Origin of the sequence: Sphingobium subterraneum (assembly GCF_014199435.1) — a bacterium.
Classification (GTDB): domain Bacteria; phylum Pseudomonadota; class Alphaproteobacteria; order Sphingomonadales; family Sphingomonadaceae; genus Sphingobium; species Sphingobium subterraneum.
Genome location: NZ_JACIJP010000001.1, coordinates 262,701 through 276,701 on the forward strand (window position 1 = coordinate 262,701; position 14,001 = coordinate 276,701).

The 14,001-nt window shown below is 62.3% G+C and carries 13 protein-coding genes; 9 read left to right on the top strand and 4 right to left on the bottom strand.

Going from position 1 to position 14,001, the window contains the following annotated elements; genetic code table 11:
* Nucleotides 1-13: 13 nt before the first annotated feature.
* On the top strand, nucleotides 14-1,021 hold the full coding sequence (gene lipA / locus FHS92_RS01280; protein ID WP_184076795.1) for a lipoyl synthase: 1,008 nt from the start codon (nucleotides 14-16) through the stop codon (nucleotides 1,019-1,021).
* Nucleotides 1,008-1,484 carry a type II toxin-antitoxin system RatA family toxin gene (locus FHS92_RS01285; protein WP_184076797.1) on the top strand — a complete coding sequence of 159 codons (477 nt, stop codon included), beginning with the start codon at nucleotides 1,008-1,010 and terminating at the stop codon, nucleotides 1,482-1,484. The genes lipA and FHS92_RS01285 overlap by 14 nt, the downstream gene beginning before the upstream one ends.
* Here FHS92_RS01285 and FHS92_RS01290 read toward each other — a convergent pair.
* Entirely contained in the window at nucleotides 1,430-1,948 is a 519-nt protein-coding gene (locus FHS92_RS01290; RefSeq protein WP_184076800.1) for a CinA family protein, read from the bottom strand. The two genes, FHS92_RS01285 and FHS92_RS01290, sit on opposite strands and share 55 nt — an antisense overlap.
* A 10-nt stretch (nucleotides 1,949-1,958) precedes the next feature.
* Entirely contained in the window at nucleotides 1,959-3,122 is a 1,164-nt protein-coding gene (locus FHS92_RS01295) for a bifunctional 2-C-methyl-D-erythritol 4-phosphate cytidylyltransferase/2-C-methyl-D-erythritol 2,4-cyclodiphosphate synthase (protein WP_184076802.1), read from the bottom strand.
* A 128-nt stretch (nucleotides 3,123-3,250) separates the two neighbouring features.
* Here FHS92_RS01295 and dusB point away from each other — a divergent pair, with 128 nt between their 5' ends.
* The 7 genes from dusB to hflX all read left to right on the top strand — a co-directional run bounded on the left by dusB (nucleotide 3,251) and on the right by hflX (nucleotide 12,506).
* Complete coding sequence (gene dusB, locus FHS92_RS01300) at nucleotides 3,251-4,249, top strand: tRNA dihydrouridine synthase DusB (protein ID WP_184076804.1); 999 nt, start codon at nucleotides 3,251-3,253, stop codon at nucleotides 4,247-4,249.
* On the top strand, nucleotides 4,246-5,358 hold the full coding sequence (locus FHS92_RS01305; protein ID WP_184076805.1) for a two-component system sensor histidine kinase NtrB: 1,113 nt from the start codon (nucleotides 4,246-4,248) through the stop codon (nucleotides 5,356-5,358). The genes dusB and FHS92_RS01305 overlap by 4 nt, the downstream gene beginning before the upstream one ends.
* Nucleotides 5,355-6,827 (top strand): nitrogen regulation protein NR(I), encoded by a 1,473-nt coding sequence (ntrC, locus tag FHS92_RS01310; RefSeq protein WP_184076807.1) that lies wholly within the window; start codon nucleotides 5,355-5,357, stop codon nucleotides 6,825-6,827. The genes FHS92_RS01305 and ntrC overlap by 4 nt, the downstream gene beginning before the upstream one ends.
* A 99-nt stretch (nucleotides 6,828-6,926) precedes the next feature.
* Entirely contained in the window at nucleotides 6,927-9,125 is a 2,199-nt protein-coding gene (locus tag FHS92_RS01315; RefSeq protein ID WP_425506230.1) for a sensor histidine kinase, read from the top strand.
* On the top strand, nucleotides 9,115-10,485 hold the full coding sequence (ntrX, locus tag FHS92_RS01320) for a nitrogen assimilation response regulator NtrX (RefSeq protein ID WP_184076811.1): 1,371 nt from the start codon (nucleotides 9,115-9,117) through the stop codon (nucleotides 10,483-10,485). The genes FHS92_RS01315 and ntrX overlap by 11 nt, the downstream gene beginning before the upstream one ends.
* 162 nt (nucleotides 10,486-10,647) lie before the next feature.
* A complete protein-coding gene (hfq, locus tag FHS92_RS01325; RefSeq protein WP_281377761.1) occupies nucleotides 10,648-11,145 on the top strand; it encodes an RNA chaperone Hfq in 498 nt (165 codons plus the stop codon).
* A gap of 50 nt (nucleotides 11,146-11,195) precedes the next feature.
* Nucleotides 11,196-12,506 carry a GTPase HflX gene (gene hflX / locus FHS92_RS01330; protein ID WP_184076815.1) on the top strand — a complete coding sequence of 437 codons (1,311 nt, stop codon included), beginning with the start codon at nucleotides 11,196-11,198 and terminating at the stop codon, nucleotides 12,504-12,506.
* 6 nt (nucleotides 12,507-12,512) lie between these two features.
* On the opposite strand, the gene mazG is transcribed toward hflX, so the two are convergent.
* Nucleotides 12,513-13,283, bottom strand: a complete 771-nt coding sequence (mazG, locus tag FHS92_RS01335; RefSeq protein WP_425506214.1) for a nucleoside triphosphate pyrophosphohydrolase — start codon at nucleotides 13,281-13,283, stop codon at nucleotides 12,513-12,515.
* A 32-nt stretch (nucleotides 13,284-13,315) separates the two neighbouring features.
* Nucleotides 13,316-13,981 carry a YoaK family protein gene (locus FHS92_RS01340; protein WP_184076819.1) on the bottom strand — a complete coding sequence of 222 codons (666 nt, stop codon included), beginning with the start codon at nucleotides 13,979-13,981 and terminating at the stop codon, nucleotides 13,316-13,318.
* Nucleotides 13,982-14,001: the final 20 nt, after the last annotated feature.

The window sequence follows — 14,001 nt, forward strand, 5'->3', positions numbered from 1 at the left end:
ATCCCTCCTCGCGATGCAATCTGCACTGGCAAGTGCCGGTGCCGAACGCTATCTGAACGCGATGAGCGATAATGCAACCCCTGTCGTGGCGGAAAGTGCGCCGCGCGTCCGCAAGCCTGACTGGATCCGTGTCAAGGCCCCCACCAGTGCGGGCTATGCCGAAACCAAGCGCCTGATGCGGGAAAAAGGCCTCGCGACGGTATGCGAGGAGGCTGCCTGCCCAAACATCGGAGAGTGCTGGACGAAAAAGCACGCCACGGTGATGATCCTGGGCGACGTGTGCACGCGCGCCTGCGCCTTCTGCAACGTCAAGACCGGCATGCCGCGCAGGGTCGATCCTGCCGAGCCGCAGAACCTGGCCGATGCCGCCGCGGAAATGGGGCTGGAGCATATTGTCATCACGTCGGTCGACCGGGATGACCTGCCGGACGGCGGGGCGGGGCAGTTCGTGAAAGTCATCGAGGCACTGCGTCGCACGACGCCGAACACGACGATCGAGATCCTGACGCCCGATTTCCGTAACAAGCATATGGCGGCGGTGGAAGCGATCGTCGCGGCTCGGCCGGATGTCTACAACCATAATCTGGAAACCGTGCCGCGCCTCTATCCGACGATCCGCCCCGGGGCGCGCTATTATGCCTCGCTGCGGCTGCTGGAAACCGTCAAGCGGCTCGATCCCTCGATCTTCACCAAGTCCGGCATCATGCTCGGGCTGGGCGAGGAGCGGCTGGAAGTGCATCAGGTGATGGACGATATGCGCTCGGCCGACATCGATTTCCTGACGATGGGCCAGTATCTTCAGCCCACCCCCAAGCACACCAAGGTCATCGAGTTCGTGACGCCCGCCGCATTTGGAGGCTATGCTGCCATCGCGCGCGCGAAGGGCTTCCTGCAGGTGGCGGCCAGCCCGCTTACCCGGTCGAGCTATCATGCGGGCGAGGACTTCGCACAGATGCGGGCGGCGCGGGAAGCGAAGCTGGCAAAAGCAGGCGCGGCGGCAGGCGGTCATGCCCCGGCATAACGAGACGCGACACCTGCCTTACAGTCCGGAACAGATGTTCGATCTGGTCGCGGACGTGCAGTCCTACGAAATATTCCTGCCGTGGGTCAGTGCGATCCGGGTGCGGTCCAACAGCACGACGGAAATGGTCGCCGACATGATTGTCGGGTTCAAGGGGCTGCGGGAAACGTTCACGTCGCGCGTGCGGAAAGTGCGACCGGAATCGGTGCATGTCGACTATCTCGATGGCCCCCTCAAGCATCTCACCAACGACTGGACGTTCCGGTCGGACGGGCAGGGCGGCGTGCTGGTGGATTTCGAAGTGGACTTCGCCTTCAAGAACCGCCTGTTCGAGGCAATTGCCGGGCAGATGTTCGACGTAGCGCTCCGCAAGATGATAGGCGCGTTCGAGGATCGGGCTGCGGCGCTTTATGGTCCGTCGGAGTCAGGCAACAGCAGTTCGAGCGCGCACAGCGCCGCCTGAAGCCGGATACCGGAACGGCCGTTATTTTCGAACGTGCGCATGTCGGCGACGACCTTGTCGGGGCTCTCGCCACGTTCGGCCCGGGCGAAAACGACGGTGCCGACCGGTTTCTGTTCGCTCCCGCCCGCGGGCCCCGCAATGCCGGTGATGGCCACGGCGACCTGGGCATGGCTCTTGTGGAGCGCGCCCTGCGCCATGGCCCACGCGGTGGCGATGGACACAGCGCCGAAGGTTTCCAGAACGTCCTGCGACACTTTGAGAAGTTCGCTTTTTATCTCATTGGAATAGGTGACGAATCCGGCTTCAAACACTTCCGACGATCCCGGGATTTCCGTAATCGCGGCGGAGACAAGGCCCCCGGTGCAGCTTTCCGCAACCGAGATCGTGCGCCCGATCCGCCGGTTGGCCGCGACAACGCGCGCGGCGAGTTCGACCAGCTCGGGGGCGAGGATGCTTTGGGTCATGTGATGTGCCTTATAAGTCCGGTAACAGGATGGTGGCGATTGCATGCGCTGCAATTCCCTCGGCCCTTCCGGTAAAACCCAGTTGCTCGGTCGTGGTTGCCTTCACGCTCACACGATCGGGAGAAAGAGCAAGAAGTTCCGCAATGCGGGTGCGGATAGCATCGCGGTGCGGCCCGATTTTCGGCGCTTCGCAGATGATGGTAAGGTCGACATGGGTGATGCGACCGCCGCGCGCCTCGACCCGTTCGCGCGCGAAGCTGAGGAAGCGGTGCGAGGCCGCACCGCGCCATTGCGGATCGGATGGGGGAAAATGGGTGCCGATATCGCCCTCTGCGAGTGCGCCCAGCAGCGCATCAACGAGCGCATGGAGCGCAACATCGGCGTCGCTATGCCCGGACAGGCCTCGATCATGGGGGATTTCGACGCCGCCGAGCCATAACGGCTTGCCCTCGACCAACCGATGCACATCATACCCCATGCCCGTGCGGGGCATCAACCTCGCGGACAATTGCGCCTGCGCGCGGGCGAAGTCGGCGGGATGAGTGAGCTTTTCCAGTGCACTGTCTCCTTCGACAAGGGCGACTGCGTGGCCGAGGCTGCGTACCAGACCGGCGTCGTCCGTCGCATCCATTGTGCTTCCCGCATGGTGCGCCGCCCATATGACGTCCAGATGAAATGCTTGTGGTGTCTGAACACGATAGAGCCGATCCCGATCGACTCCATCGCCCAGCACCGCGTTCGCACCGCGCGCCAATGTGTCGACGACAGGCAGGACGGGAATCGCGCCCTTGTCGTGCTCAAGAGCATTGAGCAGTCGGTCGATCACCGCCGGATGGAGAAACGGCCGAGCGGCATCATGGATGAGAACCCGGTAACAGCGGCCATTCGCTCGGACAGCTGACAACCCCGCTTGAACGGAAAGCTGACGGGTTGCCCCGCCCGTCACCAGTGTTGGCGCGACGGCCAACGAGGAGAGGGCCGCACGCGCCCAATTTTCTTGACCTTCACCGATGACAACGAAGACCTGGCCAATGGCAGGATGCTCTGTGAGCGCACGGGCGCTGTGTGCAAGCACAGGCAGGCCACCCAATATTGCAAATTGCTTGGGCAAAGCGCCACCTGCGCGCGAGCCTTGCCCGGCGGCAACGATGATGGCGGCGGCCTTCCCCTGCATGCGGCGGGCCTTTAGCTCAACCCCTTTCCCCACGCCAGCACTTTGACGATATGTGCGTTCGTCGGTTCCGCCCTTGCTCCCGATGCGCGATGGCGCTATGGCGTGCCTGTTTTTTAGGCAGGCAGACGATGCGCGCGCTTTCTCCCATTCAGATCGGCCCGGTGACGGTGCAATCGCCCGTGATCCTCGCACCGATGACCGGTGTGACGGACATGCCCTTCCGCACGCTGGTGCGCCGCTATGGGTCGGGCCTCAACGTAACGGAGATGATCGCGTCGCCCGCGATGATCCGCCAGACGCGCCAGTCGATGCAGAAGGCCGCCTGGCATCCGGTTGAGGAACCGGTCTCGCTCCAGCTCGCCGGTTGTGTGCCCGCGGAAATGGCGGAGGCCGCAAAGCTCAACGCCGACAAAGGCGCGGCGATCATCGACATCAACATGGGCTGCCCGGTCAAGAAGGTCGTCAACGGCGATGCGGGGAGCGCCCTTATGCGCGACCTGCCGCTCGCTGCCGCGCTCATCAAGGCCACGGTAGAAGCCGTGGACGTGCCCGTAACGGTCAAGATGCGGATGGGCTGGGACCATAGCAGCCTCAATGCGCCGGAACTCGCCCGGATCGCGCAGGATCTCGGCGCGAAGATGATCACCGTCCATGGCCGTACCCGCAACCAGATGTACAAGGGCAGCGCGGACTGGGCGTTCGTGCGCAGCGTGAAAGAGGCGGTGAAAATCCCTGTGATCGTCAATGGCGACATCTGCTCGATCGAGGATGCCGATCAGGCGCTCGAACAGAGCGGCGCGGACGGGCTGATGATCGGGCGGGGCGCCTATGGCCGGCCGTGGCTACTCGGGCAGGTGATGCACTGGCTCGCCACCGGTCAGCGCCGCGCTGATCCCTCTATCGACGAACAATATGCACTGATCGTGGATCATTATCGCGCGATGCTCGACCATTATGGTGAAGTCACCGGCGTCAACATGGCGCGCAAGCATATCGGCTGGTATACCAAAGGGCTGAACGGTTCGGCTGAGTTCCGGAATGACGTCAACCGCGTGCCGGACAGCCGCACGGTACTCGACATGTTGGCGCGCTTTTACGAGCCGTTGTTGACGCGCGCGGCGGCATGAGCGAGCCGGACCGGCGGCGCCATCTTCCTCGTACGGTCCAGGGCGGGCCGGAAGCGACTGAGCTGATCGCGGCGCTGGGTGTTGCGGTGCTGGTAATCGACGCCAGCAACAAGATCACCGATGCGAATGTAAGCGCGGAAACCCTTCTCAACATGGCGCGCTCCGCGATTGTCGGGAGCGACGTCGCGCGGACGATCCGTCTGGCCGACATGGCCGCGCGCTTCGACATCTGGCAGTCGCCCAACCCGGTCGCGGCCTATGATATAGAAATCCATGCTGGGCGATCCGCGACGATCAAGGCCGACCTCATCATCGCCCCTCTCATCGACCGGGAAGGCTGGCGCGTGGTGTCGATCCACGGCCAAAGCCAGGCGCATAAAATCGGCGTGCGGCGCACCACGGGCGGCACGCAGTCGGCCATGGGCGCGGCCGCGATCCTGGCGCATGAGATCAAAAACCCGCTGTCGGGCATTCGTGGTGCGGCGCAACTGCTGGAAGCCGGAGCGGGGGAAAGTGGCGCGGCGCTGACGCAGCTCATCTGCAACGAGGTGGACCGGATTGCCGCGTTGATCGACCGGATGCAGGACTTCACCACCGAGCGCGAGCTGGAGTGCGAGCCGGAGAACATCTACCCGCTGCTCGATCGCGCCGCCGAACTGGCAGCAGCCGGGTTTGCGGACAAGGTGCAGATCGTGCGCCGCTACGATCCATCGCTGCCGCCCGCCCTGTGCAATCGCGATGCCCTGGTGCAGATCATGATCAACCTGCTGAAGAACGCCGCGGAAGCGCTTGACGGATCAAAAAAGCCGTCGATTCGTATCGAGACCGCGTTCCGCCATGGCGTCTCGGTTATGCTGGGAGGAACGAAGGGCAGCGCGATTTTGCCGATCGAAATATTGGTGATCGACAACGGGCCGGGCGTGCCCGAGTCCATTCAGGAACATCTGTTCAATCCGTTCATTTCCGGTAAGCGTGACGGGCAGGGGCTCGGATTGGCGCTCGTTGACAAGCTGGCGCGGGACATGAACGGCTTTGTCCAATATGTGCGCGACGGAAACAGCGGAGAAACGACGTTCCGCGTGCTTTTACCCATGGGAGTTTCCGTATGACGATCGCTCCGGGCCGTATCCTGGTGATCGACGATGATCAGGCGATCTGCCTTGTCGTGGGGGAAGCGCTGCGGCGCGCGGGGCATATCGTGAAGATCGGCGGAACGATCGCCGAACGCACACAACTGCTTTCCAGCTTCGATCCCGAGGTTCTGGTCACCGACATCAAGCTGCCCGACGGGGATGGGCTCGACGATATTGTCACCATCATGGAGGACGATCCGCGGATCCGCATCATCATCCTGTCCGCGCAGAACACCCTGAACACAGCGGTGCGGGCGACGGAGAAAGGCGCATTCGAATATCTGCCCAAGCCCTTCGACCTCAACGAGCTGACCCGCGCCGTGGGGGATGCGCTGGTTTCGCGACGGCAGACTGAACACGCAACGGGTGACAGCCAGGATGAGGAAGGCCCGACAGAAGATCTTCCGCTCGTGGGGCGGTCCGCCGCGATGCAGGAAGTGTATCGCACCATCGCGCGCGTGCTGGCGAACGAACTTACTATCCTGGTACTCGGCGAATCGGGCACGGGTAAGGAACTGGTAGCGCAAGCCATCCACCGGTTAGGACAGCGGCGGGACCGGCCGTTCGTCGCAGTCAACATGGCGGCCATCCCGCGTGAGCTGATCGAGGCGGACCTGTTCGGGTATGAGAAGGGGGCGTTCACCGGCGCGCTCAACCGGACGGCGGGCAAGTTCGAGCAGGCCAACGGAGGCACGCTCTTTCTCGATGAGATCGGGGATATGCCGCTCGAAGCGCAGACCCGGTTGCTGCGCGTGCTTCAGTCCGGGGAGGTGACGACGGTCGGCGGGTCAAGTCCCGTAAAGGTCGACGTGCGCATCATCGCGGCGACGAACAAGGATCTGCCCCGCCTGATCGCTGACAACCGCTTCCGCGAGGATCTTTACTACCGTCTCAATGTGGTGCCGATCAGCCTGCCCAGCCTTCGGGAACGGCGCGATGATATCCCGTTGCTCGCGCGCCATTTTCTGGAAACGGCGGCGCAGGACGGATTGCCTCGCAAGGCCCTCGATAGTGAAGCGGCGCAGTTGCTGACGCTCTACAACTGGCCGGGCAACGTGCGCGAGCTCCAGAATGTCATGCAACGCATGTCGGTATTGAGTCGTGAGGACGTGATCTCCGCCGACATGGTGCGGCAGAATCTCGGCCTGCTGATGCCCAATGTCGAGGGCGACAGTGCGACACTGGGTGGCATCGACGTGGCTGTGCGCGAATGGGCGCGGCGTCGGCTCGCGATATCAGGGACGGCGGGCGAGGGGGTTTTGCACGATGACCTTCTTGCCATCGTGGAACCGGTTCTGCTGCGTGAGACGTTATTGGCGGTGGAAGGAAACCAGATCAGGGCCGCAAGCCTCCTGGGTATCAACCGCAACACGCTACGCAAGAAGCTTAACGACTATGCCCTTGATCCGACACGGCTGCGGCAGATGGAGATCAGCAATATCTGATTTGATGTGTTTAATTTGGCACGGCATTGTTGTATCGTTGCAACGATGAACGAGGCATTGTCGCGCACCTCTCAGCCAATGATTCGCATCCGCCGTGTGCTGTCGCATCTCCTGCAGTCCCAGCGGTTCTTTGTGGTGGCCGAAATCTGTGCGTTGGTGCTGCTTGTGTCCGTAGCAATCGGCACATATCTGCTCGTTGCAGGGCAGGACCAGTCATCGGCCTTGCTGACCCCCCCGATCGTCGCGCTGCTGCTCGTCGCCAACCTGGTGCCTGCCATTGCGGTGCTGGTGTTGTTGGGGCGCAGAGTCGCGCGCCGAAGAGCCGCGCGCTCGGTCATCGGCAGCGATGGGCAGCTGCATGTGCGCCTTGTCGCGATCTTTTCGCTGATTGCGAGCGTGCCGATGCTGCTCGTGGTGATATTCGCGTCGCTTTTATTCCAATATGGCGTGCAGTTCTGGTTTTCGGACAGCGCGCGGGGAATGCTGCAAAACGCGGGCACCTTCGCACGCGGCTATTACGAGCAGAATTTGCGCGAGGTCGGCGACGAAACCCTCACGATGGCGAGCGACCTGCGCGATTATCTTGGGCAGTCGAAAGTGACCAGCCCGACCTTTGCGGAAGGCTATATTTATCAAGTCGTTACGCGGAAGCTCAATCGGTCCGCCATCATCGAGATCGGCAAGGACGGCGTTGCGCGGACGGCCGCGACCGTGGATCCGGACCGCCGCCCCGCAACCGAGATCCTGACGCGTGACGTGATCGGCCGCCTCGCGAAGGGCGAAGACGTCGTTGTGCGTGCCCGGCCCGATCAGATCGAGGCAGTGACCTTGCTGTACCCGGATCGGCAGATATACCTCTACGCCACGCGTGATTCCGATGCGCCCGCGTTCAGTCAGGTGGAGCGTGCGCAGGCCGTGCTGGCGGATTACGACAGCTTTTCCAAGCAGTCCCGGCAGTTGCAGCTTCAGTTCAACGTCGCGCTGTATATCGGGTCGCTGATGCTCATCGGTATCGCCGTTTGGATTGCCCTGGGCGTCGCGGATCGGCTGGTGCGACCGGTGAATGAGCTGGTCGACGCGGCGCGGCGGATCACGGAGGGCGATCTGTCGACGCGTGTGTCCGGCCCGCATGCGCGCGACGAAATCGGGACGCTGGCGAGCGCGTTCAACCGCATGACGCAGCGGCTTGAGGCGCAGACCGGAGCGCTGGTGTCAGCGAACAGCCAGCTTGAAAACCGGCGCGCCTTTATCGAGGCGATCCTTTCGGGTGTAACGGCGGGAGTCGTTGCGGTCGATCACGATCAGCATGTCCGGCTGCACAACAGCTCGGCACAGACAATCCTTGCCGACCGCGGTGTCATGCAGGATCGGCATCTGCGGGAGATCTCCGTCGAGCTTGCCGACATGCTCGACGAGGAAAAAGCGGCGGACATCGTGCAGGTGCACGCGCATGGGGAACTGCGGACGCTCGCCGTCAAAATCGCGCGGGATCCATCCGGTCATGTGCTGACCTTCGACGATATCACCCAACAGCTTTCCGATCAGCGGCGCGCGGCATGGTCGGACGTTGCCCGCCGGATTGCGCATGAAATCAAGAACCCCTTGACGCCCATCCAACTGGCCGCCGAGCGCCTGCAGCGCCGCTATGTGGAAGAAATTGCGAGCGATCCCGCCACCTTCACGCGCCTTACCGGCACGATTGTTCGGCAGGTGGGGGACTTGCGGCGCATCGTCGACGAATTTTCGTCGTTCGCGCGTATGCCCAAGCCCGTGTTTCGCCCTGAATCCCTTGCGGATATCGCCCGCCATTCCATGTTCCTCCATGAAGTGGCCCATCCGGATGTCCGCTTCTCTTTCGAGGCGTTCGGGCCGGTCGAGGACGTCGTGTGCGACCGGCGGCAGATGACGCAGGCGCTTACCAACATCGTCAAGAACGCGGTGGAGGCCGTTGAGGCGCGCACGGTTACAGGGGCGCTGCCGCGCGGAGAGATCCGGATGACGTTGGCCGCGCATGCACCGGACGAGCTCATACTGGAGCTGACCGACAACGGTATTGGCCTGCCTGCGGAACGCGAACGCATCATTGAGCCTTATATGACCACACGGACAAAGGGCACCGGCCTTGGCCTCGCGATCGTGCACAAGATTATCGAGGAGCATGGCGGCAGTATGACGTTTCACGACGCGCCCGATGGCGGAACACGGGTGCGCATATGTCTGAATCCGGAATTCCTCGCCCGGCTTGACGAGGATCAGGAAGAACCATCCATGGGAGCAATGACAGCCAATGGCGCTTGATATTCTAATCGTCGACGATGAAGAGGATATCCGCGACCTCGTCGCCGGTGTCCTGGAAGATGAGGGCTATGGGACGCGCACCGCCGCGAATGCCGATGCCGCGCTCGATGCGCTGGCGGCGCGGCGGCCTTCGCTGGTGCTGCTCGACGTGTGGCTGCAGGGCTCGCGCATGGACGGGCTGGAAATCCTCGAGGAGATCAAGCGGCGCGACCCGTCGATCCCGGTCCTCATGATTTCGGGCCACGGCAATATCGACACGGCCGTCGCCGCCATACGCAAGGGTGCAATCGACTTCATCGAAAAGCCGTTTGAGGCCGACCGGCTGCTCCATCTTGTCGCGCGGGCGACGGAAACGGAGCGGTTGCGGCGTGAGAACCAGGACCTGCGCGCGAAGGTGGGGCAGGATGACGAGCTGACCGGCAACAGCAGCGCCATCAACGCCGTGCGCGCCACCATCAAGAAGGTGGCCGCCACCGGCAGCCGTGTGCTGATTTCCGGACCGGCCGGCGTAGGCAAGGAAGTGGCGGCGCGCATGCTCCACAACTGGAGCAGCCGGTCGACAGCGCCCTTTATCATTGTTGCGGCGGCACGCATGGACCCGGAACGGGTCGAGGAAGAATTGTTCGGTGTGGAAGATCCCAGCGGCCTTGTTCGGCCGGGATTTCTGGAACAGGCCCACACCGGCACGCTGTATCTCGATGAAATCTCGGACATGCCGCTGACGACACAGGCAAAAATCCTGCGCGTGCTGACCGACCAGAGTTTTACGCGGGTCAGCGGCCAGCGGCAGGTAAAGGTCGACGTGCGGGTCATCTCCTCTACCGCGACCGACCTGCTGAAGGAGATTGAGGAAAAGCGGTTCCGCGAGGATCTATTCTATCGCCTCAACGTCGTTCCGCTGGTCATTCCGCCCCTGAGCGAGAGGCGCGACGATATCCCTCCTCTGGTAGAGCATTACATCGCCCGCTTCGCCGCTGAACGGCGCGTGCCGACGCCTGAGGTCGCGAGCGACGCCATGGCGGCGCTACAGGCGGTGGAATGGCCGGGCAACGTCCGTCAGCTGCGCAATGTGATCGAGCGCACAATGATACTTGCGCCGACCGAGCGGATTTCCCGGATCGAGCTCGACATGCTGCCGTCCGAAACGACGTCCGGCGGAGGAGGGGAAAGCGTCGGCCAGAGCGCCATCATGGGTGCTCCCCTGCGCGAAGCGCGCGAGAGCTTCGAGCGGGAATATCTGCGTATTCAGATCAAGCGCTTTTCGGGCAATATCTCCCGCACGGCAACATTTATCGGAATGGAGCGTTCGGCGCTGCATCGTAAACTGAAATTGCTGGGAATATCCGACGACAAGGAATGATGGCTATCCGACGGCCAATTAATTGAGAGATGTGGGCCGGAAAGGTGATGGACGTCTGTTCGCACCTGCGATATGAAAGACGAGTCTCGGCGGGTAGCGCCGGGAAAGCACGACGCCCGGCATGGGTGCAAGAGCGGGTAACATCCCGCCAATAAGGAAAGGCTGGATCACATGGCCGATAAATCCAACAACCTTCAGGACATTTTCCTGAACACTTTGCGCAAGTCGAAGACGCCGGTCACCATGTTCCTGGTAAAAGGTGTGAAGCTGCAGGGCATCATCACCTGGTTCGACAATTTCTCGGTGCTCCTTCGACGCGATGGCCAGTCCCAGCTGGTATATAAGCACGCAATTTCCACCGTGATGCCCTCTCAGTCCGTCGACCTGACGGAAGTGCGCGCGGCTTATGCGGCATCGGATCGCAAGTCCAAGCTGTTGCAGGAAATTTTCCTGACGGCGGTGCGTCGCTCGGGCGACAGCGTGACGATGTTCCTGGTCAATGGCGTGATGCTTCAGGGCGAAATCGCGGCGTTTGATCTGTTCTGCATGCTGCTGGAACGCGATTCCATGGTTCAGCTTGTTTACAAGCATGCGATATCGACCGTGCAGCCCTCGCGCCCGCTCGATCTCTCGGCTGAAGGCGAGGACGATCAGGACTGAGCTTTTCCATGCTTTGCCGGGGGGCAGGTGCCAACGTCCGGTGATCAGCCATGAGTGTATTTGAACGCGACAGCAGCGACGATGTGGCCCGGGGCGCGCCGGCTATTATCGTGCGTGCCGACGTTCCTGGCTTTGACCGGCGCGATGTTGATGCACGGCTGGCGGAGGCACAGGGCCTTGCGGTTGCCATTGGCATCGACGTCAAGGCGTCGCAGGCTTTTCGCGTGCGGCAGGTCAAGCCCGCGACCCTGTTCGGCAGCGGGCAGGTGGAGCAGATCACCGATCTCGTCCGCCAGCATGGAGCCGAGCTTGTCGTCGTCGACAATGCGTTGAGTCCCGTGCAGCAGAGCAACCTTGAAAAGGCGTGCGAGGCGAAGGTCATCGACCGGACCGGGTTGATCCTGGAGATTTTCGGGGAACGCGCAGCGACGAATGAGGGGCGCCTGCAGGTGGAGCTGGCGCATCTCGATTATCAGGCGGGGCGGCTGGTGCGCAGCTGGACCCATCTTGAGCGGCAGCGCGGCGGTTTCGGCTTTCTGGGTGGTCCCGGCGAAACGCAGATCGAGGCAGACCGGCGCATGATCCGCGACCGAATGGCGCGCATCCGGCGTGAACTGGATCAGGTGACGCGAACCCGCGGCCTGCACCGCGCCCGGCGGCAACGGGCGCCCTGGCCGGTGATTGCGCTCGTGGGCTACACCAATGCTGGGAAATCCAGTCTTTTCAATCGGATGACGGGCGCGACGGTCATGGCGCAAGACATGCTCTTCGCGACGCTTGACCCGACCATGCGTCAGATCGCTTTGCCAGGTCTCGATAAGGCTATTCTGTCCGATACCGTGGGGTTTGTGTCCGATTTGCCGACGCAGCTTGTCGCCGCATTCCGGGCGACGCTCGAAGAGGTGATGTTCGCCGACCTGATCGTGCATGTACGGGACATCGCGCATCCGGATACCGAAGCACAACGGGCGGATGTCATGGATGTGCTGGGCGAGCTGGGGGTGCTCGGTGATGAAGCGGGCGAGGGCGGGCCGGACTATCTGGAAGCGTGGAACAAGATCGACCTCCTCGACGCAGAAATCAGAACAGAACTGGAACATGCGGCGCAGAGGGAAGGGGATGCGGTGCTGATCTCCGCTGTAAGCGGCGAAGGAATAGACCGGCTCCAGCGGGTAATCAGCGACCGGATGACGGCTGGCAATGATGTGCATCAGATCGATGTGGCAGTGAATGACGGCGCGGCGGTCGCATGGCTGCATGAGCATGGCGAGGTGTTGTCGAGCCATGCGGGCGAACAGACGATGCATCTGGCCGTCCGGCTGTCTGAACCGGCCTATGCGCGGTTTTTGTCACGTCGGTAGGGCGTATCAGGTACGTTCGGCGGCCTTGACGCTCTGCCAGAGCGCTTCTTTGGCATCCAGATCGAGTGCCGCGAATGCATCGCCAGCCGCTCGCTCCATGGCACGAAAACGGCGGCCAAATTTCCCGTTGGCGTCGCGCAGTGCAGCTTCCGGATCCACGCCGGAATGGCGGGCGAGATTGACCACGGCAAAAAGCAGGTCACCAATTTCCTCATGCCGCTCGGTTGCGCTTGTTGCACCGGCCACTTCAGCGAGTTCCTCATGGATCTTGGCGACCACGCCTTGGCTGTCCGGCCAATCGAAACCGGTGCGTGCGGCACGCTTTTGGAGTTTTTCGGCGCGCAGCAACGCAGGCAGCGCCGCGGCAACACCCGCGAGCGCGCTCGAATCGGTATCGGACTTCTCCCGACGCTCCGCGGCCTTGATGGCTTCCCAGCCGGGGGATGCGGTTCCATCGCCGAATACATGGGGATGGCGGCGGGTCATTTTCGCGCAGATGCTGGCGATGACATCGCCCAAGGTGAAGTGGCCAGCTTCTTGAGCCATACGCGCGTGAAACACGACCTGAAGCAGCAGGTCACCAAGTTCGTCACGGAGCGCCACCATGTCATTCTGCGCAATGGCGTCGGCGACCTCATAAGCTTCTTCAATTGTATAGGGCACGATCGTCGCGAAGGACTGGGCGACATCCCATGGACAGCCGCTATCAGGGTCGCGGAGCCGTTCCATGATCGTAACGAGCGGGCTGATATCGAAAGGGCCTGTGGAGGATGACATCATTAAGTCCGATAATATATATTATGTTAAATTCAGTGTGACGCAGCTTGCGTTGTATGGTCGCCGTGAAACGGCACCCGGCCAATCACAACTGCCAGAAGAAATGCTGCACAGGCCGCAGGCCATAGGCCAGCGACGCCGAGATACGCATAGCTGATAGCACCGAGTACACCGCCGCCGATCAGACCCGACCAGAGCAGCAGAAATGGCGCCCAGGCCCATCGATCGCCTCCCGCTAGCGCCGCTGCAATCTTCTGGCCGACCTTTACCAGCGTGCCGGTCATATATGTCAGTCCGAACCGCACTTCGCCGTCGCTCTCGAAAATCATGTTCTCGGCGCCCATGGCAAAGGCAACCAGAGCGAAGGTTACCAGCGGAGGCGCTATCCCGGCCAGTGCAGCACCGAGTGTTAGAGCACCGGCAACCAGCGTCAGGATCGCGCGCGGTCGGTGGGTTCTTGCCGCGCGGCCGAGCAGCGAGGCTCCAACCACCCCGGCGACGAATGCAGCCACCAGCGCACCCGCAATCACCGCAAAATGTCCACTGAGCGCAAGGCCAACGCCGAGCCGGGTCGAGTTTCCGCTCATGAAGGAAACGAAGAAGCCACCCGTGCCCAGAAACCCGATCGCATCAATATACCCCGCCAGCGCCGAAAGGCAGGCCGCTAGCAGGCGCACTTTGACGGGATAACGGGTCATAACGACCTGTTAACCGGTGT

Excerpts from the sequence above, each read along its gene's own strand:
- lipA (WP_184076795.1), top strand. The coding sequence starts at position 14 with ATGCAATCTGCACTGGCAAGTGCCGGTGCCGAACGCTATCTGAACGCG.
- FHS92_RS01285 (WP_184076797.1), top strand. The coding sequence starts at position 1,008 with ATGCCCCGGCATAACGAGACGCGACACCTGCCTTACAGTCCGGAACAG.
- FHS92_RS01290 (WP_184076800.1), bottom strand. The coding sequence starts at position 1,948 with ATGACCCAAAGCATCCTCGCCCCCGAGCTGGTCGAACTCGCCGCGCGC.
- FHS92_RS01295 (WP_184076802.1), bottom strand. The coding sequence starts at position 3,122 with ATGCAGGGGAAGGCCGCCGCCATCATCGTTGCCGCCGGGCAAGGCTCG.
- dusB (WP_184076804.1), top strand. The coding sequence starts at position 3,251 with ATGCGCGCGCTTTCTCCCATTCAGATCGGCCCGGTGACGGTGCAATCG.
- FHS92_RS01305 (WP_184076805.1), top strand. The coding sequence starts at position 4,246 with ATGAGCGAGCCGGACCGGCGGCGCCATCTTCCTCGTACGGTCCAGGGC.
- ntrC (WP_184076807.1), top strand. The coding sequence starts at position 5,355 with ATGACGATCGCTCCGGGCCGTATCCTGGTGATCGACGATGATCAGGCG.
- ntrX (WP_184076811.1), top strand. The coding sequence starts at position 9,115 with ATGGCGCTTGATATTCTAATCGTCGACGATGAAGAGGATATCCGCGAC.
- hflX (WP_184076815.1), top strand. The coding sequence starts at position 11,196 with ATGAGTGTATTTGAACGCGACAGCAGCGACGATGTGGCCCGGGGCGCG.
- mazG (WP_425506214.1), bottom strand. The coding sequence starts at position 13,283 with ATGTCATCCTCCACAGGCCCTTTCGATATCAGCCCGCTCGTTACGATC.
- FHS92_RS01340 (WP_184076819.1), bottom strand. The coding sequence starts at position 13,981 with ATGACCCGTTATCCCGTCAAAGTGCGCCTGCTAGCGGCCTGCCTTTCG.